Here is a 19,862-nt window from a genome sequence, read left to right on the forward strand (position 1 = left end):
GATCATGCTCTTGATCTCCCGATAATGGAGAGAAGAGTCGCAGGAGCTATCGTGAGAATAAGTTCATGGTTGCTTTGCATCAAACCTGAACGCCGGATGAATGTCTAAGTCACGGCGACAAGATAATAAATGAGGACTTTATGAAGACTGTGATTTTCGCAGCTATTGCTGCTGCCACCGTTGTTTCGGCTCCTGCTTTCGCTCAGGACGCTGCGCCCTTCACCGGGCCGCGCGCGGGCGTGACGGCGGGCTATGACAAGATCGGCGGCGAAGAAGGCTTTTCCTACGGCGTCAGCGCCGGCTACGACCTGGCTCTCGCGCCCCGTATCGTCGGCGGCGTGGAAGTTAGCCTGGGCGACAGCACTGTCGACGACAGCGGCCTGGACGTCAGCCGTGACATCGCCGCCTCGCTGCGCGCCGGTTACGTTGTGACGCCGCGCGTCCTCGCCTTCGGCAAGGTCGGCTATGCCTCGACCCGCTTCGAAGTCGACGGCGACGGTGCCGGCTTGGAAGGCGTGCGCTACGGTGGCGGCCTTGAGTTCGCCGCGACCCCGAACACCTATATCTCGGCCGAATATCAGCGCACCGAGTATGAGCAGAACATCGGCGGCCGCGACGCCGCGGTGGTCGGCATCGGCTTCCGCTTCTGATCCCTCTCGATCGGAATCAGGGAAGGGGCGGTCCTGCAAGGGGCCGCCCTTTTTCTATATTGTCCGTCCAGGCAGGCAGCGGCTGGAGGTCGGGCGCGACCCAGCCCAGCCGCGCCGTCGTTGCCATCAGCACGTCGCGCGACCAGTAAGTGAAGAGCCAGTCCTTGTCCCCCAGCGGTGAGGCCATCAGCGCGATATAGGCAGTCGTCGGCGTCACATCGGCCGGCAATCCGGCGAGCAGGCGGCGCGCCATGTGCAGCGAGGCGTGGGTGATCGTCTCATGATAGCCGCTCGTCGCGCTGTTCACCCCGCCTACGCTTGCATTATAGCGGCGGATCATGCCGGGCATGTCCCGTTCGGGCTGCACGTCCGGGCGCGTGAGGATAAACCACAGCGCGGTCGCGAAATGCGCGCCATGGGTCCAGCTTTCCTTGGGCAGCGTACAGGCGCAAAAGGCCGTCGCCAGCGCCTCTATCTCGGCATCGGTCATTATCTTCCCCAACAGAAAAGCCCCGCCGTTGCGGGCGGGGCTTGTCGTCCTGCGCCAATGGCGCAGCCTATCGTCCCGCGATCATCCGAGCGCGGCTTGCTTCTCTTCGGAAAGGCGCTTCATCTCCGCCTTGCTCTTCTTCTCGCTCGCCGACTTGAGCTGGCCGCAGGCCGCCATGATGTCGCGCCCGCGCGGGGTGCGCACCGGCGCGCTGATGCCGCCTTCGAACACGATGGAACTGAACGCGCGAATCCGCTCCGGCGTCGAACATTCATAGTCGGTGCCCGGCCAGGGGTTGAACGGGATCAGGTTGACCTTGGCCGGCAGCTTATATTTGCGGATCAGCCGGACCAGTTCGCGCGCATCCTCGTCGCTATCATTCTTGTCGCGGATCATCACATATTCGAAGGTGATGCGCCGGGCATTGTTCGCCTTGGGATAGTCGGCGCAGGCCTGGAGCAGTTCCTCGATCCCATATTTGCGGTTCAAGGGCACCAGTTCGTCGCGCACGGCCTTGGTCACGCCATGCAGAGAGACGGCCAGGTTGACGCCGATCTCCTCGGCCGCGCGCGCCATCATCGGCACCACGCCTGACGTAGAAAGGGTGATGCGGCGCTTCGACAGCGCCAGCCCGTCGCCGTCCATGACCAGCTTCAACGCGTCGCGGACATGATCGAAATTATAGAGCGGCTCGCCCATGCCCATCATCACGATGTTGGTCAGCATTCGCCCGTCCGCCGTATATTGCGGCGCGTCGTCATCCTCATCGACGTCATTGGCAACGGCCATATCACCCTTGGGCCATTCGCCCAGCGAATCGCGCGCCAACATCACCTGCCCCACAATTTCGCCCGGCGTCAGGTTGCGCACCAGCCGCATCGTGCCGGTGTGGCAGAAGCTGCAATTCAATGTACAGCCGACCTGGCTGGAGACGCAGAGCGTGCCGCGATCCGCATCGGGGATGAAGACCATTTCATAGTCCTGCCCATCGTCGGACCGCAGCAGCCATTTGCGCGTGCCGTCGCTCGACACCTGCGCTTCGACCACCTGCGGGCGGCCGACGACGAAGCGTTCGGCCATCCAGCCGCGCATCGGCTTGGCGAGGTCGGTCATGGCGTCGAAATCGGTGGTGCCGCGATGATAGAGCCAGTGGAACAATTGCTTGGAGCGCAGCTTGGCGGCCTTCACGTCCAGCCCGGCCTCTTCCAGCACGGCTTTGATCTGCGGGCGCGACAGGCCCATCAGGTCGGTGCGCCCGTCTTCACGCGGCGTCACCGCGCGCGGCACGGGCACAGGGTCGATAAGGCCGGGAATCGGCATGAGCGGGCTGGCGGCTGATTGCATGGCGCGCCCTTAGCCGATTTTTGCGGATTTTGGAAGCGCGGCCGCCTAACGCAGTTTGGCGCAGCCCAGCGCCGCCGCGTCCATCGCCGTCGCCGCGCCGCGCAGCGCATAGCTGTCGGCAAAGCCGCGCCCGTCTGCGCCCACGCCTGCCACGCTCATACTGCTGGCCGATCGCATCGCCGCCACGATCTGCGCGTCGCCGCGGGCATCGGGCGCCCAGGCGTCCATCTGCCCGGCGACCAGCGCGAAGCGGCGCTCGCCCACGGTCAGCGTGACCGGCGCCCTGGCCGCCAGCGCGCGGCTCAGGCGGATATGCAATTGTCCGCGCACCCGCTGGCGCGGCCAGGTGCCGACCGCGACGAACCCCTTGGGCGTCTGTCCTCTCCGCGCGGCGGGCTGGGCGATGGCATAGCAGCGCGGCCCGTTCTGCCCCGCGCCGGGATCGCGAAAAGCGCCCCAACCCTCGAAAATGCCCAGCGAATCGCGCGCCAGGGCCGGCGACGCCGCCAGCAGCGACAGGATCAGCAGGGCGATGAAGCGAGGCATGATGCGGGCAAAGCCCATGCCGTCCCCTTTTGCAACCCCGGCCCGATCAAAAGCGCGAAGGCGGTGCTTGCCCAAGCCGTCATAGCGGTTATGAAGAAGCATCCATCATTGTCGCCGGGATTCGACCGAATCCTCGGCTATCGGCTTAAAAAGAAACGGACAGAACAGGGACATGAAGGCCACCATCGAACGCGCAACGCTCCTCAAGAGCCTGAGCCACGTCCAGTCGGTGGTCGAGCGGCGCAATACCATCCCCATCCTTTCGAACGTGCTGATCGAGGCGTCGGCCGACGGTGCGATCAAGCTGATGGCGACCGATCTCGACCTCCAGATCGTCGAAAGCGTCTCGGCGCAGGTGGAACAGGCCGGGGCGACCACCATTTCGGCCCACACCCTGTTCGACATCGCGCGCAAGCTGCCCGAAGGCAGCCAGGTGTCGCTGCAGGCGGCCGAAGGCAAGATGCTGATCCAGGCCGGTCGCGCCCGCTTCAACCTGTCGACCCTGCCGCGCGACGATTTCCCGGTGATCGCGGAAGGCGACCTGCCGACCCGTTTCGAGCTGCCCGCGGAGACGTTGAAGCAGATCATCGACAAGACGCGCTTCGCCATTTCGACCGAAGAGACGCGCTATTATCTGAACGGCATCTATTTCCATGTGTCCGACGAGGATCAGCCGGTGCTGAAGGCCGCGGCGACCGACGGCCATCGCCTGGCCCGCGTCACCGTAACCCGCCCGGACGGTGCGGAGGGGATGCCCGGCATCATCATCCCGCGCAAGTGCATCGGCGAACTGCGCAAGCTTCTGGACGAGGTGGAAGGTTCGGTGCAGATCAACCTGTCGGCCAGCAAGATCCGCTTCGGCCTGGGCAGCGCGATCCTGACCAGCAAGCTGATCGACGGCACCTTCCCCGACTATAGCCGCGTCATTCCGACCGCGAACGACAAGCTGCTCAAGATCGATCCGCGCAGCTTCGAGGAAGGCGTCGACCGCGTCGCCACCATCGCCACCGAAAAGACCCGCGCGGTCAAGATGAGCCTGGACAAGGACAAGATCACCCTGTCCGTCACCAGCCCAGAAAACGGCACGGCGGCCGAAGAAGTGCCCGGCGCCTTCCAGGGCGACGGTTTCGATATCGGCTTCAATGCGCGCTATCTGCTCGACATATTGGGGCAGATCGACAGTGACCTGGTCGAATTGCATCTGGCTGATGCGGCCGCGCCCACGCTGATCCGGGAAAATGACGCCAGTCCAGCGCTTTACGTATTGATGCCGATGCGCGTCTGACCTTCCCTTTGGTGCAGGTCCGACCTGCACCATTATGGATCGTCATGACCCGCCAGCAGTAATTCTCTGGCAAGGAGTTTGCGTTACCAAATGGCGCATGTCCCCGCTCCGCGCATCCCTGACCGATAACCCGTCCCGCCCGATGACGCTGATGGTCGCACTCGGCCTGTCGGAAAGCGGGACCGAAGTGTCGGCGTCCTGGATTTCCGGCGCCTTCATCCATATCGCGCGGCTGTGGCCGCTGATCCTGCTGGCCAAGATCTGCGTCGTCGCGCTGCTCAACCTGCCCTTCTATTCCGGCGATATCGCGCAAGTGGGCCTGATGGTCGCCATGTTGGCCATCGACGGCGCCCTGATGCTCGCGCCGCGCCGGTCCTGGTTCCAGCGCCAGATGCCGCATGTCCAGAACTGGATGATGCTGCCGATGGTGTTCCTGTCGGGCCTGACCTTCAGCCTGTGGCTGGGCTATGAAGCCAAGGCGGCGACCGACGCGCTGTTTCTGGCGGCGGTGCCGGAACTGGCGGTGGCGCTGCTGGCGGTGTGCATCTTCGGCGACCGTCGACTGCTGGGGATCAGCTATTTTCTCGGCGCGCTGCTGGTGTCGGTGGTGGAAAAGACCGGCATGGCGCAGGTCGGGCTGCTGTTCAGTTGTGTGCTGGTGATGCTGCTGGCGACGGTGCGTCAAGCGACCGCGGATCGCGACCGGGCGATTGTCCGCCACAGCCAGGATCTGCGCGCGCAACGCTCCGACCGGCTCTTGCAGGAACATGAACGCACCGGGCGCGGCTGGTTCTGGGAAACCGACCGGACGGGTTGCCTCACCTATATCAGCGACGCCCTGGCGCAGACGCTGGATGCGCCCGGCGACGGGCTGATCGGACGGCCGATCACGGAGATCATCCGCCCCGGCGACAAGAAGCAGGGCGATGGCGAACGCACGCTGGGTTTCCACCTGTCCGCTCGCACCGGCTTTTCCGACCTGGCGGTCTGCGCGGCGCTGGCGAAGGAAGAACGGTGGTGGTCGATTTCCGGCCAGCCGGTCTTCAACGAATATGGCCAGTTCCACGGCTTTCGCGGGTCGGGCACCGATCTCACCGAAATGCGCCGCAGCCAGGCGGAAGTGACGCGCCTGGCCCAGTTCGATTCGCTGACCGGCCTCGCCAACCGCATCCAGATGCTCAGTTCGCTGGAGCAGGCGGTGGCCGCCCGCCACGGCAAGCCGGGCGAATGCGCGCTGATGATGCTGGACCTCGACCGGTTCAAGATCGTCAACGACACGCTCGGCCACCCCGCCGGCGACACGCTGCTGCGCCAGGTCAGCCAGCGGTTGCAGCGCGTGGTCGGCGACAAGGGGCTGGTCGGGCGCCAGGGCGGCGACGAATTCAAGCTGCTGCTGCCCGGCCGCCACGATCAGGCCGCGCTGGCCCAGCTGGCGCAGGCGATCATTGCGTCGATCTCGCAGCCCTATATGATCGAAGGGACCGCCGTGGTCATCGGCGTGTCGATCGGCATCAGCTGTTGCCCGCAGGACGGCGTCACCGCCGACGCGCTGATCCGCAATGCCGACCTCGCCCTCTACGCCGCCAAGGGCAATGGCCGCGGCGTCCATCGCTTCTATTCGTCCGACATGCATGCCGATGCGGAGGATCGCCGCGCGCTGGAGGAAGATCTGCGCCGCGCGCTCGCCGCCGACGGCCTGCATCTGGTCTATCAGCCGGTGGTGTCGTCCAAGACCGAGCAGATCACCGGTTACGAAGCGTTGCTGCGCTGGAACCATCCCGTGCGCGGGCCGATTTCTCCCACCCTGTTCATTCCGATCGCCGAGGATAGCGGGCTGATCGGCCAGATCGGCGAATGGGTGATGCACACCGCCTGCCGCGACGCCGCCGACTGGCAGGACGGCATCCGCGTCGCGGTGAACGTCTCGCCCAGCCAGTTCGCCAATCCCGGCTTCCCGTCCACGGTGATGAACGCGCTCGCAGGCGCACAGCTTGCGCCCGAACGGCTGGAGCTGGAAATCACCGAAAGCGTATTCCTGAACGACGACGACGGCACCGACGCGATGTTCACGCGCCTGAAAGCGATCGGCGTGCGGCTGGCGCTCGACGATTTCGGCACCGGCTATAGTTCGCTCGGCTATCTGAAGAAGGCGCCGTTCGACAAGATCAAGATCGACCAGAGCTTCGTGCGCGGCGCCGCGACCAAGGGCAGCCGCAACAGCGCGATCATCAAGGCGATCGTCAGCCTGGCCGAAGCGCTGGGCATGGACACCACGGCCGAAGGCGCGGAAACGCAGGACGAACTGGCGCTGATCCGCCAGCTTGGCTGCAGCCATATCCAGGGCTATATCTACGGCAAGCCGATGCCCGCCGCGGACGTGCTGGCAAGCCAGCGCAGCATGGGCACCGCGGCCAGCGCCAACGGCTTCCAGTCCAGCCGGCCCGAACGCAAGACGATGCTGCGCACGATCGCGATCCATCATGACGGCCATGTCTATACCGGCCGCGTCCGCAACATCTCCGCCACCGGCGCGCTGATCGAGGGATTGTGGAACGTACCCGAAGGCACATTGTTCGCGATCGAGCTGGCCGAAAACCAGTTCGTCAACGCGACCGCGCGCTGGTCGAAGGACGACCGGATGGGGGTGGAGTTCGCCGGATCGGTCGACATCAGCACCCTGCGCAACGCGCCCAGGTCGATGGCGGGGTGAGAGCGGCGGGCGGTGGTGGCGTAGCGTCAGATTTCCCTTCTTCTCCCCTCCCTGAAAGGGAGGGGCTGGGGGTGGGTTCCGCCGAGGCACTCGGCGGTCTTGTCCAATATCACGGTCAGCACACCGTCCAAATTCTCGAACACGTCGCCATTCCAGAAACGCAATAGGGCTCATCCCTGACTTTCGAGAAAGGCTGTTCGCCGCTGGTCATAGGCGAGGGCGTCGTGATGCTGCGAACCGTCGAACTCCAGCGCCAGCTTGGCGGTTCGACATGCCATATCCAATATGTAAGGGCCGACAACCAGTTGCCTCGTAAATCGCGGTCGGTAGCGCGAAAGCGCCTTCCACACCATGCGTTCGGCGTCGGTTTGCGCGCGCGTTGGCGGTCATATGTTTTGGAATGCGACGCATGACGCCAGGATAGCGAGGCTCGCTTCGCGCGCCTACCCACCCCCGGCCCCTCCCTTTCAGGGAGGGGAGGTGGCTTGAACGAAAATGGATAGGTCCAAACGCAAAAAAGGAGGCAGTCGCCCGCCTCCCTTTTGCATCCCCCCTAAAATCCCGCGATCAGGCGGCGATCGCCACCGGCTCCATTGCGGTATCCGCCACGACCAGCCCACGGCCCAGATCGCGGATCAGGCCGATGAAGCGGGTCGCCTCGCGCACGATCATCGCCTTGTTGAAACAGGCCGCCGCGCCCCGGTCCATCGCTTCGGCGACGATCGGCGCGCCGTCGCGCATCAGGCTGGACAGCATGATGACGGGGCATGGCTCCATGTCCATGATCTCGTCCAATATCATAAGGCCATCCTTGCCCGGCATGGCGATGTCCAGCGTCACGACGTCGGGCTTTTCCAGCCGGATCATGTCGATCGCCTCCTCGCCATTGCGGGCGATGCCGACCACCTCGATCCGCCGGTCGCGCTCCAGCAGCGTTTCGATCATTGCGCGGATGGTGAGCGAATCGTCGACCACCACTATCCTGACGGGCTTCATCACAGGCGTCTCCCCAAACCGTTACACGCCCTCATAACGGCCGGGGAACGAAAGCCTTTAATGTCCCTAATACGGATTTAACTACGTGGCCAGTTGCCCGCCGCGAAATTGGGGAAGAACAATTTGCGGAAGCTGATCGACACGGTCCGGCCCAGCGGGTCGAGATAGCCCGGCTGATAGCGCAGCGGCGTCGCCCCGGTCGCATCGGTGACTTCGCGGCGCTGGTTGAAGATATTGTCGATGTTGAACGATATCCGCGCCCCGCGCAGGAAGGGGATCTTGCGCTCCAACCCCTGCACCTGCCCCAGATTGGCGAACAGGCGCAGGTTCGCGGCGGCGAGGCTGCCGAAGTTCAGGCGCGAACTGCCGCCCGCCGTACCCGTCAGCGCGCCATCGACATGGGTGCCGCTTTCCCAGTCGATGCCCAGCCGCGCGCCGATGCCATTGTTCATATAGCCGACCCGCGCCTCTATCTCATGCCGCGGCTGGCCGCCCGACGATCCGGTGGCGTCGCCGTCCAGCAGATTCAGTTGCGGCACGCCCGGCGCGATGGCGATGCTCTCGGTCAGGTGCCAGGTGTGATAGAGGCTGAACGTCATCCGCCCGCCGCCCTGGCCGCCCCCGCGCCCACCGCCGCCAAAGCCGCCGCCACGTGGCCCACCGCCGCTGCCCGGTCCGCCACCGCCCGGCCCTGCGCCGCCATCGCCGCGCCGCCGATCGCCGCCGTCACCGCCACCGGGCGGCGGACCGCCTTCGCCGCGGGGGCCGCGATTGCCGAACAACGCCTGCAATTCGGGCGGCCGGTCTTCCGGCTTGCCGCCAGATGCGCGCCAGGCTTCCACCAGCTTCTGGACATGCGACTTGATCGGGATCGACAGGTCGAAGCCCCAGCGCAACTGCTCGCTCTGCGACGACAGGAAGTTGATCGGCCGCGCGTCGATCTGGAGCAGATTGCCGTCGGCGTCGCGCACGAAGCGCTGCGGATAGGCCGCCTCCAGCGCCGGGGTGGGCGTGGGGAAAGCGGCGATCGGGTTGCTGGTGCGGCTGTTGAGATAAGTGGCGGTCAGCGTCAGATTGGGCTTTTCGAACGGCTTGATCCGGGCGCTCAGGCGGAACTGGTCGCGCACGCTTTCGCGCAGGCTGGCGTTGCCGCCCGACAGTTGGGACACGAACACCGTCTGCCCGGTCGCATAGTCGAACACCGACACGTTGGGCGTCACGATCTGCGGATCGGTGATCTGCGTGCCGGTGGGCGCGGCGCGATCCTGATTGGCGGACAGCAACAATTGCACCGCCTTGACCGGCTCCCAGCGCAGGCCATAGCCCAGCGTCGAGAGCGTGCCGAAGTCCGAATAGCGTTGCGCCGCGGCGTTGAAATTGACGCCGATGTCGCCCACCGCGCCCAGCACGCCCTTCGACCGGCTGGTCAGCGGCAGGTCGACGCTGATCTGCCCGCTGCCGATCTCCCGGCTATAGTCATTGCCGCTTGCCACGCCCGACCGGACCGACCGGCTTTCGAAGCCATTGGCCGATGCGCCGAGCCGGATCGAGGTCATCACGTCGCCCGCCGGCAGGTCGAACAGCGACCCGCTGACCAGCAGGTCGCCCTGCACCGCCCGGCTTTCCGCGCGGGCGCGGTCGGTCAGGCGGGTGGCGGTCAGCGCGGGCGCGAAGCTGCCATAGGGATTGACGCTGGCGTCGCCGGCATCGAGCGCCGTCTGGATCGCGCCGGTGTCTATGCCGCGATCGGTGCGGGTGCGGGTGATCGACAGGTCGCCATTGCCGGTGAAGGACCATTGCCAGCTCCCGCCCAGCCGCCCGCTCAGGGTCAGCCCGATATGGCCGGTCGTGCCTTTGGTCTGCTGCTGCAACGCGCCGCCCTGCGCCAGATAGCGATAGAGGGTGACGTCATTGGCGAAGGGCGAGAAGGGGCTGCCCGCCGCCAGATCGAACGCGCCCTGCGACAGGCCCTGGAGCGAATCGCTGTCCGACAGTTCCAGCCGTCCGTTCAGCGTCGCCGACACCCCGCCCAGCGCGCGGGCGAGGGTGGCGTTGGCGGAAAAACTCTCCGTCTCCGGGCTGAGCGTGCGATAGCGGGTCAGGTCGCTGACGCTGGCGGCATTGGCGCCCGCGACGAAATCATTGAGCGTGGGCGGCGTGGCGGCGGCGCTGCCCGGCACGCTGGCTATCGTCACGGTCTGCCCCGCCAGCGCCGACAGCGCCGGGTCGATCTCACCATCCGTGCCGGCGCCCACGATATTGCCCGTCAGCGCATAGGGGCGGCGCGGCGCGGTGGCGGTGATTCCCCGCTCGCTTTCCAGCAACGCGGCGGCGCGGCTATATTGCAGGTTCAGGGTGAAGCGATTGTCGCCCTGGATGCGCAGCAGCCCGGCCTCCACCTTGCCATTTTCCCGCCCGCCCTGGGTCGTCGTGCCCGCGCGTCCTTCGGCCGTTTCGGCGCGGAAGCGCTGGCGCAGGACGATGTTCACCACCTTCTGCGTCGGCGCATAGCCATAGGAGAGGGCGACCTGTTCGGGCAGGATGTCGACCCGCGCCACCGCTTCGGACGGGATGTCCTGGATCTCGGAAAAGCTGGAGATGCGCTTGCCATTGAGCAGGATGACCGGCGATCCGTTGGTCTGCGGCGACAATTCGCTGATCAGTTCGGAAATGGAGGTGACGCCCAGCGCGCGCACGTCGGCGGCGGACAATTGCTGTTCGGGCTGGACGTCGCCGATCACCGATCCGCGCTGCGGCTGGCCGGTAACGACGATCTCGTCGCCCTCGTCCATCTGCACCGGCGGCGTGCCCTTCTGCTCCTCCTGCGCCATCAGCGCGCCGGGCGCGACGCCGGCCATGAGTGCGACACAGACGATGGATGCAGAAAAACGCACGAAAACCCCCACAGACAAACCCGAAGCTGATCACTGGCCTAGCAGCCGCTTGTCGCAAGATTCTGGCAACGACCAGCGATATTTGTCGCAAGATGTAATCGTGTCGGCTGAACGTGGGCTGAGGCCGGGGTCTTGACCCTGCAATGTCAGGCCGCGTCGTGGAAGATGATGCCCAGCATATAGCGCACGCCCGACAGCAAGCGGCTGACGCCGTGCCGCATCTGCACCCGATGTACGCCGCGCGCGCCCGTCACCGGCCGGTCGCGCACCGGGAAGATCACCGCGTCGCCCTGGCCCAGCGGCACCACTTCGGCGCGCGACTGCATCCGCGGCCGCTGCTCGGTCAGGACGAAGGCGCCGCCGGTAAAGTCGCGCTCCGGCTGCGACAGAAGGATCGCGACCTGCAATGGAAAGATATGCGGGCCATAGACATCCTGGTGCAGCGCATTCCAGTCGCCTGCCTCGTAGCGCAGCAGCAGCGGGGTCGGCTTGTCCTGCCCGGCCAGCGCGCAGCGGGCCAGGAAATCGGCGTGGCGCGCCGGATAGATGTCGCCGGTCCCCAGCATCGCCGCCCAGCGATTGGCCTGCGCCGCCAGTACGGGATAGAGGCTGTCCCGCAGCGCCGCGACCGGATCGGGCAGCGGATAGGCGCAATAGCGATAGCGCCCGCTGCCATAGCCATGGCGCGCCATCACCACCTCCTTGCGAAAGGCGCGCGGATCGTCCCACAGGGCGACGATCGCGGCGCACTGATCGAGGGACAGCAAAGCGGGCAGGCGCGCCGCGCCATGGCGGTCGAGATCGGTGAGGTCCATGGGCGCCAGGGTGGACTTGTCGCGACGCGGCGTCATCCCACCGCTTGCGGTCAAATGCCTTTCCCGTTCGCCCCGGGCGCAGCGAGGTGCCTTCGCCTTATCCCGCCTTTCGAAAGCGGAACAGAAACCGGTCGGTCTTGCCGCGCACCGCCGGGTCGAACACCAGCTTGGCATGATCGTCCGCCGCGTTGGCGAGCAATGGGCTGTCCGCCTCCAGCGTGAATCCGGCGGCGATGAAATCGGCCTTCACCACCGCCGGGTCGATCCGATGCACTTTGTCCACGATCGCCCGCGTGTCGCCCGCCGCGCCGACATGATCGACGATGCCCACGATCCCGCCCGGCTTCGTCGCGGCATAGAGCCTCTTCACAAAGGCGGCCGGATCGGTCCGCGGGATGCCATATTTCTCCGACTGCCAGTATAGATCGTGGTAGCTGAGGTTGATGATGGTGAAGTCGAAACTGTCCGCCGGCGCGCTGAACGCCTCGAACGGGTAGCGGACCCATCGCACATCCGGCCGCCGCGCGACCAGCGCCTGCCATTTTTTCTGTTCTTCGGGCTGGGTGTAGAACTGGTTCGGCTCGAACGCGGTGACCTTGCCGGTCGGACCGACCGCATCGGCCATGATCTCCGCCCAATAGCCCGATCCTGTCATGATGTCGGCCGCCTTCATGCCGCGCTTCAGCCCCAGGAAAGCGAGCGTTTCGGCGGGCTTGCGGCTCTCGTCCAGCGCTCTCGCCTCGGCCGGGCGTTTGGCGTCCGAGATCGCGGCGGCATAGTCGGGCGCGGGCGGGTTCGGCGTCCGGGCGGCGAGCGGCGCGGCGAGACTGGCAAGGCAGAGGATTGCGGGGCAGAGGATGACGGGGCTGGCGCGCATGATGATTTTCCCTCCTGATGGCGCGCCATCATGCGCCGTGCTTGTCCGCCGCTCAACCCTGCGGCATGACGGCTGTCGATGCTGCACGTCGCTGGTCGAAACGGCGCGCAATCGCTGTCCTACAGAAGTTTCGGCTGCTATAAGCGGCTGTAAACAGGTAACTTTACATAGATTCCATAGTGCGCACATGTATGAAGTTCGGGAAAGGCAGGCAAAGCATGGCCGATCATGACTCCAGGGACGGCAATATCGCCCGGACCCTCTATTCGCCGATCGCCCCCTTCGCTTCCGGCCATCTCGATGTCGGCGACGGCCATCATATCTATTGGGAACGGGCCGGCACGCCCGGCGCGAAGCCGGCCGTGTTCCTCCATGGCGGGCCGGGCGGCGGCATATCGCCCGATCATCGCCGCCTGTTCGACCCGGCGCGCTACGATGTGCTGCTGTTCGACCAGCGCGGCTGCGGCCGATCGACGCCCCATGCCGATCTGACCGCCAACACGACCTGGGATCTGGTCGCCGATATCGAGCGGCTGCGCGCGATGATGGGCGTGGAGCGATGGCTGGTGTTCGGCGGAAGCTGGGGATCGACGCTGGCGCTGGCCTATGCGCAGGCGCATGTGAATCGCGTCACCGAACTGGTGTTGCGCGGCATCTTTACGATCCGCAAATCCGAGATCGACTGGTATTATCAGGCGGGCGCGAGCCGCATCTATCCCGACAAATGGGAACGGTTCGTCAGCCCGATCCCGCAGGCGGAGCGCGGCGATCTGGTGGCCGCCTATCGCCGCCGTCTGACCGGCGATGATCGCGCCGCCCAGATCGCGGCGGCGCGTGCCTGGAGCGTGTGGGAAGGCGAAACGATCCGCCTGCTGCCCGACCCGGCGCTGTCGGCGACCCACGACGCCGACGATTTCGCGCTCGCCTTCGCCCGCATCGAAAATCATTATTTTGTTCATGGCGGCTGGCTGGAGGACGGGCAGCTGATCCGCGACGCGGGCAAGCTGGCGGACATTCCCGGCGTCATCGTGCAGGGCCGCTACGACATGGCCTGCCCCGCGGAAACCGCCTGGGCGCTGCATCGCGCCTGGCCGCAGGCGCGCTTCGAAATGATCGAGGGGGCGGGGCACGCCTATAATGAACCGGGCATATTGGACGCGCTGATCCGCGCGACCGACGGTTTTGCGGACATAATAGAGGGATGAGGGGGCAGCCCATGAGCGGAACGGCCATTGTCGGCATCATCATACTGATCTTCGTGACCGGGTTCGGTCTGCTGGCCGGCTGCCCCGCTTATAATGTCTATAGTCAGGAACAGGCCGGGCGGGCGGCGCTCGCCGAAGCGCAATCGTCGCGCCAGATAGCGGTGCTGGAAGCGCGCGCCCGGCTGGAAAGCGCCAAGATGCTGGCGGATGCCGAGGTCGTGCGAGCGGAGGGGGCAGCGCGTGCCAACCGAATATTGCAGGACAGCCTGGGCGGACCCGACGGCTATCTCCGCTATCTGCAAATTCAGGCGATCGACGCCAAGGATGCCAATATTATCTACGTGCCAACCGAAGGCGGTCTGCCGCTGCTGGAAAGCAACCGTCTGGCGCCCCGGACCAGCCCGGCGCCATAAGGCCTCAACGCGTGCCCGGCCCCAAGGCGGGATCGAGGTCGCGGGGGCGGGTGAAGCTGCTCAGCGTCGCGCTATTCTCGCCTGCTTGCCCCCAGCGGTCGATGGCGAGGTCGAGCACGGCGATGCTGGCGGTCGGGAACTTGACCTCCACATCCTCGCGCAGCGGATTGACGCCGTCGTCGGGGACGAGGTCGAGGATCAGCTCCTCCAGCCCCGGATTATGCCCGGCCAACAGCGCGCTGTCGGCGCTGTCGGGCAGGTCGCGCACGACGTCGAACAGGGTGGGCGCGGATGCCAGGTAGATGCGCCGGTCCCAGCGCGCATCGAGCGTCTGGCCATAGCCCGCGAAGAAGGTTTCCAGCGTCTGCATCACCCGCACCGCGGGGGAGGCGACCAGCAGGTCGAACTGCATCTTCCGCTGGGCGGCGAACTGGCCCATCAACATCGCGGCCTTTTCGCCGCGGCGATTCAAGGGGCGGTCGAAATCGCGCGCCACCGGATCGTCCCAGTCCGATTTGGCGTGGCGCAACAGGGTCAGGCGCTTCATTGTCTCTCCTGTTCGGGAGTCCCTGATCGGGGCAGGCCGGATTCGCCCCCCTGATGCCCGAACAGGCCGGTTTCGCCAAGCGTTTCGCGATGCGACGCCCCGCTGACGGCGATGATCGCCTCGTCCAGCGTCAGGCGGCGGATCGGCGTTCCGGGGGGGAAGGCGCTCAGCAAGCGGCTGGGCATGGCGGCGGACAGGATGACGAAATGGCCCTTGTCCTCGGCCCGTCGGATCAGGCGGCCAAAGGCCTGCGCCAGCCGCGCGCGGATCAGCCGGTCGTCATAGGCGCTGCCGCCGCCCGCCAGTCTGCGCGCGGCGTGCAGCACGGTGGGCTTGGACCAGGGCACGCCCTCCATCACCACCAGCCGCAGCGAATGCCCCGGCACGTCAACGCCGTCCCGTAAAGCATCTGTGCCCAGCAGCGAGGCACGCGGATCGTCGCGGAAGATATCGACCAGCGTGCCGGTATCCATCGGGTCGACATGCTGGGCGTAGAGTGGCAGGCCGGTGCGCGCCAGCCGGTCTGCGATGCGGGCATGGACCGCGCGCAGCCGCCGAATCGCGGTGAACAGCCCCAGCGTCCCGCCGCCCGCCGCCTCGATCAGCCGGCCGTAGGCGCCGGACAGCGCCGCTATATCGCCGCGCTTGATGTCGGTGACGATCAGTACTTCGGCGCGGCCGGGATAGTCGAACGGGCTGGCCGCCTCGAACCGTTCCGCGCCATAGGGCAGATGCGTTGCGCCGCTGCGCGCCTCCGCATTGGACCAGTCACCGCCGCCCTTGAGCGTGGCGGAGGTCAACAGCACGCCCTGTGCGGGCTTCAGCACGGTTTCGGCGAGCGGGCGGGTGGGATCGAGCCAGTGGCGATGGATGCCGATATCGAACTCGCGCCCTTCGACCCGGTCCACCGTCATCCAGTCGACATAGTCGGGGTCGGCCGGTCCACCAATGCGCGCCAGCAGTGCCAGCCAGGCCGCGATCAGGTCGCGCCGCCAGCCGAGCGAGGCGATGGCGCCCTCGACCCGCGCCCGCGCCGCGCCGTCCAGCCAGTCGGGCGCATCCTCGATCACCGCCTCCAGCCGGCGGGACAGACGCACCAGCGGCCTGATCAGCGCGTCGAGCGCCAGTGCGGCCTCCTGCGCCGCATCGACCAGCGCGCCGTCGGGTTCCGCCAGTTCCGTCTCCAGCCCATAGCCGGCATCCGCCTCGCCCGCCGCTTCCGCGCGGGTATAGACGGTGCCGCGCACCGCGGCGAGCAGCGTTTCCAATGGTCCGAACGGCTCGGCCGCCACCACCCGCTTCAGCCAGTCGTCGGCGGGCAGCGCCTGCGCTGCGTCCACTGCTGCGCGGATCGCCTGTCCGCCTTCCTCGTCATAGCTGGCGAGGTCGGACAGACGCGCCGCCAGCCCGCGCCGCCGTCCGCGCGATCCGCCCTCCGGTCCCATGATCCAGCGGCGCAGCTCTATGGCCTCCTGCCCCGACAGGGCGACGGAGAAGGTCGAATCGGCCGCATCGAACAGGTGATGCCCCTCGTCGAAGACGATGCGCTGCGGGCGTTGCCCGGTTTCGCGGCCCCGCGCGGCGTTGATCATCACCAGCGCATGATTGGCGATGACGATATCGGCGTCGGCCGAGGCGCGCGCCGACCGCTCGATGAAGCATTTGCGGTAGTGCGGGCAGCCGGCATAGATGCACTCGCCGCGCCGGTCGGTGAGGGCCGTGGAGCCGTTGCGCCGGAACAGGGTGGGCAGCCAGCCGGGCAGGTCGCCGCCGACCATGTCGCCATCCTTGCTGAAAGCGGCCCAGCGCGCGACCAACTGGGCGAGGATGGCGGCGCGACCGGCAAAGCCGCCCTGCAACGCATCTTCCAGATTGAGCAGGCAGAGATAATTTTCCCGCCCCTTGCGCACCACCACCCGCTTCGCCGCGACCGCGGGATCGGGAAAGAGACGGAGCGATTCGCGGTCGAGCTGGCGTTGCAGCGCCTTGGTATAGGTGGACACCCAGACCGTGCCCTGCGCTTGCATTGCCCAGAGGGAGGCGGGGGCGAGATAGCCCAATGTCTTGCCGATGCCGGTGCCAGCTTCGGCCAGCAGCATATTGGGCTGGTCGCGATGCTTGCGGGGCAAGAAAACGGTGCTGGCGGCGGCGGCATAGGCGCGCTGGCCGGGGCGCGGTTCCGCCCCCGCGCCGGTCAGCGCGTCCAGTCGCGCCAATATCTGCTCCTCGTTCAGGCTGACGGTGCGCGGGGCGGGGCGGGGTTGGGCCTCTTCCCATTCGGGCAGTTTGGAAAAGAGCCAGCGCTCCGCTTCCTTGGGCCGGGCGATGCGCGGCGCGACCAGCGGCGACCAGGGCCAGCGCAATCGATGCAGCGCCTGCGCCGCCGTCCAGCCGCCCTCCCGCTCGGTCCAGTCGGCTGCCTCCAGTCGGCCCAGCAGCAACGCCGCCCCCTGCTGCAACAGTGCCGGGATGTCCGACTCGCTGGCCGGCGCGGGCAAGCCGAGCGCCGCGGCCAGCCCCTTGGGCGTGGGCACCAGGAAGCGCGCGGGATGGAGAAAGGCCCAGAGTTCGAGCAGGTCGAGCCCATTGAGTTCGGGATAGCCGAGCCGCTGGCCGGTGAGGGGCGCGTTCAGCAGCAGTACCGGGGTTTCGGCGGTGCGCGCGATCGCCTGTCCTTTGGCCAGCGCCTGGGTGCGGTCGCCCTCGCGCAACCAGATGCCGCCATGGCTGGCGTGAAGCGCGGGCAGGGTGGCGGGATCGATCACCTGTCCGGGCTTAGGCGAACAGGAACAAAAGGAAAACCTGAAAAGTGGCGCGTGTCAGCCCGTGCGCCGTCCGAAACCACCGCCGCCGATGCTGGCGCCGCCGAAGCCGGCCGGGATGCGCGGCTGAAAGGCGGCCGGCGCGCGTTTGGCGGCGCGGGCCATTTCAAGCTGCTCGTAAAGCGGGCCGTCGCTCAACTCATAGGGGAAGCGGATGCCCATCCGGTCCTCTTCGGACCAGCGGACCGTGCCGAAGACGATATAGCCGTCCAGATCGATCTGGCATTGCGACCGTGCAGGCAGGGTGCAGCCCACCACTTGGGCGCCGCCTTCGCTCAGGTCGACGATCACGCCGTCCAGGCTGTCCAGCACCGTCGTAACGACGATGGGGATCTCCACGGCTATGCGCTCGCGGCTGCGCTGAATCTGCATATGGCCTCCTGTGGCGCCATTATCGAGGTCCAGGGTTAATGAAATCTAAATATGAGAACGATTCTTAACGTGGATTTGCCGCCAATACCCGTTTTCTTTCGCCCTTTCCGGGTTTAGGGGGCGTTCCATGACCATGTCCGACATCATCCGCACCGCCGCGACCGCCTCCAAGGCCTGGCCCTATGAAGAAGCCCGCAAGCTTCTGAAGCGCTATGCCAGCGGCGCGCCGGACAAAGGCCATATCCTGTTCGAAACCGGCTATGGCCCGTCGGGCCTGCCGCATATCGGCACCTTCAACGAAGTGCTGCGCACCACCATGGTCCGCAACGCCTTCCATGCCCTGTCGGACATTCCCACCCGGCTGGTGGCGTTCAGCGACGATCTGGACGGGTTCCGCAAGGTGCCCGACAATGTGCCGAACCAGGCGATGCTTGGCGAATATCTGGGCAAGCCGCTGACGCAGGTGCCCGATCCGTTCGAAAAGTTCGAAAGCTTCGCGCATCATAATAATGCGATGCTGCGCGACTTTCTCGACAGTTTCGGCTTCGACTATGAATTCGTCTCCGCGACAGAGCAATATCAGGCTGGCGCTTTCGACGAAGCGCTGCGCCAGGTGCTGCGCCGTTATCAGGCGATCATGGACATCATGCTGCCGACCCTGCGCAAGGAACGGCAGGCGACCTATTCGCCGGTCCTGCCGATCAGCCCGAAGAGCGGCATCGTGCTACAGGTGCCGGTCGAGGTGATCGACGCCGAAGCTGGCATCGTCCGCTTCGTCGATGAAGGCGAGACGATCGAACAGTCGATCCTGGGGGGCGCGGCCAAGCTGCAATGGAAGGTCGACTGGGCGATGCGCTGGTATGCACTGGGCGTCGATTATGAAATGGCGGGCAAGGATCTGATCGATTCGGTTACCCAGTCGTCCAAGATTTGCCGTGCGCTGGGCGGCCGCCCGCCCGAAGGCTTCAACTACGAGATGTTCCTTGACGAGAAGGGCGAGAAAATCTCCAAGTCCAAGGGCAATGGCCTCAGCCTCGAACAATGGCTGACCTACGGCCCGCAGGAAAGTCTGGCCTTCTACGCCTATCGCGAGCCGAAGAAGGCGAAGCAGCTCCACATGGGCGTCATCCCGCGCGCCGTGGACGAATATTGGCAGTTCCGCGGCAATTATCCTAAGCAGGCGATCGAGCAGCAACTCGGCAATCCGGTCCATCACATCCATGACGGCAAGCCGCCGCAAGGTGAGTTGCCGGTGACCTTCGGCCTGCTGCTGAACCTCGTCGGCGTGATGGGCGACGCCAGCCGGGAGCAGGTCTGGTCCTATCTGCAAAATTACGTTCCGGGGGCGAGCGCGCAAACCTATCCGGAACTGGACGCGCTGATCGGCCATGCGCTGGCCTATCATCGCGATTTCGTCGCGCCGACGCTCAAGCGCCGTGCGCCCGACGCCAATGAGGCGGCTGCGCTGCGCCGGTTGGATGCCGAACTGGCTGCGCTGCCGGAAGGCGCATCGGCCGAGGATATCCAGAATATCGTCTATGCCATCGGCAAGGACGAGGCGTTCGGCTTTGCCGAGCTGCGCGACTGGTTCAAGGCGCTCTACCAGACGCTGCTGGGCGCCGATCAGGGGCCGCGCATGGGCAGCTTCATCGCGCTGTACGGCATCGAGAACAGCCGGACGCTGATTGCGCAGGCGCTCGTCGCCTGACGCGCGCCGGCGCGGAACATTCCGCGATGGTCGGGCGTTCTGCGCATCGGTCCACCCCCCTTTCGGACTGGTGATGCGCCTTGCGTGCGTCATCGGCCGCGTGCGCCCGGAAACGGGCGGCGCGGCCAAGCGGGGGGTACAAAGAAAAGCGGCCCCGGACGATCCGTCCGAGGCCGCTTTTCTGTGAT

General features: G+C 66.1%; 17 protein-coding genes. 6 read left to right on the forward strand and 11 right to left on the reverse strand.

All coding sequences use genetic code 11. The features are described from left to right. Positions 1-140 precede the first annotated feature (140 nt). The gene (locus tag ABT375_RS14340; RefSeq protein WP_224547829.1) at positions 141-650 is read left to right on the forward strand and encodes an outer membrane protein; all 510 of its coding nucleotides are present in this window, start codon (positions 141-143) and stop codon (positions 648-650) included. Between the two features lie 16 nt (positions 651-666). Here ABT375_RS14340 and ABT375_RS14345 read toward each other — a convergent pair whose 3' ends face one another. From ABT375_RS14345 to ABT375_RS14355, 3 genes are all read right to left on the reverse strand, one after another. Further along, positions 667-1,140 carry a hypothetical protein gene (locus ABT375_RS14345; protein ID WP_416463044.1) on the reverse strand — a complete coding sequence of 158 codons (474 nt, stop codon included), beginning with the start codon at positions 1,138-1,140 and terminating at the stop codon, positions 667-669. Positions 1,141-1,221: 81 nt separating this feature from the next. Then, the gene (gene rlmN, locus ABT375_RS14350) at positions 1,222-2,484 is read right to left on the reverse strand and encodes a 23S rRNA (adenine(2503)-C(2))-methyltransferase RlmN (RefSeq protein WP_416463045.1); all 1,263 of its coding nucleotides are present in this window, start codon (positions 2,482-2,484) and stop codon (positions 1,222-1,224) included. Between the two features lie 45 nt (positions 2,485-2,529). Next, entirely contained in the window at positions 2,530-3,030 is a 501-nt protein-coding gene (locus ABT375_RS14355) for an invasion associated locus B family protein (RefSeq protein ID WP_416464910.1), read from the reverse strand. 172 nt (positions 3,031-3,202) lie between these two features. On the opposite strand from ABT375_RS14355, the gene dnaN reads away from it, so the two are divergent. Continuing rightward, positions 3,203-4,315 (forward strand): DNA polymerase III subunit beta, encoded by a 1,113-nt coding sequence (gene dnaN, locus ABT375_RS14360; protein ID WP_416463046.1) that lies wholly within the window; start codon positions 3,203-3,205, stop codon positions 4,313-4,315. A 97-nt stretch (positions 4,316-4,412) separates the two neighbouring features. Beyond that, a complete protein-coding gene (locus tag ABT375_RS14365) occupies positions 4,413-7,025 on the forward strand; it encodes an EAL domain-containing protein (RefSeq protein WP_416463047.1) in 2,613 nt (870 codons plus the stop codon). Positions 7,026-7,195: 170 nt separating this feature from the next. Here ABT375_RS14365 and ABT375_RS14370 read toward each other — a convergent pair whose 3' ends face one another. From ABT375_RS14370 to ABT375_RS14390, 5 genes are all read right to left on the reverse strand, one after another. Continuing rightward, the gene (locus ABT375_RS14370) at positions 7,196-7,378 is read right to left on the reverse strand and encodes an endonuclease domain-containing protein (RefSeq protein ID WP_416463048.1); all 183 of its coding nucleotides are present in this window, start codon (positions 7,376-7,378) and stop codon (positions 7,196-7,198) included. 214 nt (positions 7,379-7,592) lie between these two features. Further along, positions 7,593-8,021: a response regulator gene (locus tag ABT375_RS14375; protein ID WP_416463049.1), complete on the reverse strand. Its 429-nt coding sequence runs from the start codon at positions 8,019-8,021 to the stop codon at positions 7,593-7,595. A 77-nt stretch (positions 8,022-8,098) separates the two neighbouring features. After that, positions 8,099-10,879 (reverse strand): TonB-dependent receptor, encoded by a 2,781-nt coding sequence (locus tag ABT375_RS14380; protein WP_416464911.1) that lies wholly within the window; start codon positions 10,877-10,879, stop codon positions 8,099-8,101. Positions 10,880-11,061: 182 nt separating this feature from the next. Further along, positions 11,062-11,766 carry a 2OG-Fe(II) oxygenase gene (locus ABT375_RS14385; RefSeq protein ID WP_416463050.1) on the reverse strand — a complete coding sequence of 235 codons (705 nt, stop codon included), beginning with the start codon at positions 11,764-11,766 and terminating at the stop codon, positions 11,062-11,064. Positions 11,767-11,827: 61 nt separating this feature from the next. Next, positions 11,828-12,607: a class I SAM-dependent methyltransferase gene (locus tag ABT375_RS14390; protein ID WP_416463051.1), complete on the reverse strand. Its 780-nt coding sequence runs from the start codon at positions 12,605-12,607 to the stop codon at positions 11,828-11,830. Positions 12,608-12,825: 218 nt separating this feature from the next. Here ABT375_RS14390 and pip point away from each other — a divergent pair, with 218 nt between their 5' ends. Both pip and ABT375_RS14400 read left to right on the forward strand, forming a co-directional pair. Then, complete coding sequence (pip, locus tag ABT375_RS14395; RefSeq protein ID WP_416463052.1) at positions 12,826-13,812, forward strand: prolyl aminopeptidase; 987 nt, start codon at positions 12,826-12,828, stop codon at positions 13,810-13,812. 11 nt (positions 13,813-13,823) lie between these two features. Then, positions 13,824-14,225 (forward strand): membrane protease subunit, encoded by a 402-nt coding sequence (locus ABT375_RS14400; protein WP_224547841.1) that lies wholly within the window; start codon positions 13,824-13,826, stop codon positions 14,223-14,225. Positions 14,226-14,229: 4 nt separating this feature from the next. On the opposite strand, the gene ABT375_RS14405 is transcribed toward ABT375_RS14400, so the two are convergent. Genes ABT375_RS14405 through ABT375_RS14415 form a run of 3 tightly spaced genes read right to left on the reverse strand, consistent with a single transcriptional unit; the run spans position 14,230 to position 17,966 of the window. Then, entirely contained in the window at positions 14,230-14,772 is a 543-nt protein-coding gene (locus tag ABT375_RS14405) for a SixA phosphatase family protein (protein WP_224547842.1), read from the reverse strand. After that, the gene (locus ABT375_RS14410) at positions 14,769-17,537 is read right to left on the reverse strand and encodes an ATP-dependent DNA helicase (RefSeq protein ID WP_416463053.1); all 2,769 of its coding nucleotides are present in this window, start codon (positions 17,535-17,537) and stop codon (positions 14,769-14,771) included. Before ABT375_RS14410 ends, ABT375_RS14405 begins: the two co-directional genes overlap by 4 nt. A 54-nt stretch (positions 17,538-17,591) precedes the next feature. Then, a complete protein-coding gene (locus ABT375_RS14415; RefSeq protein WP_224547844.1) occupies positions 17,592-17,966 on the reverse strand; it encodes a PilZ domain-containing protein in 375 nt (124 codons plus the stop codon). A 127-nt stretch (positions 17,967-18,093) separates the two neighbouring features. On the opposite strand from ABT375_RS14415, the gene ABT375_RS14420 reads away from it, so the two are divergent. After that, complete coding sequence (locus ABT375_RS14420; protein ID WP_416463054.1) at positions 18,094-19,674, forward strand: lysine--tRNA ligase; 1,581 nt, start codon at positions 18,094-18,096, stop codon at positions 19,672-19,674. The last annotated feature ends 188 nt before the right edge of the window (positions 19,675-19,862 follow it).

It is taken from the genome of Sphingomonas sp. VDB2, assembly GCF_047946695.1.
Taxonomy (GTDB): Bacteria; Pseudomonadota; Alphaproteobacteria; order Sphingomonadales; family Sphingomonadaceae; genus Sphingobium; species Sphingobium bisphenolicum.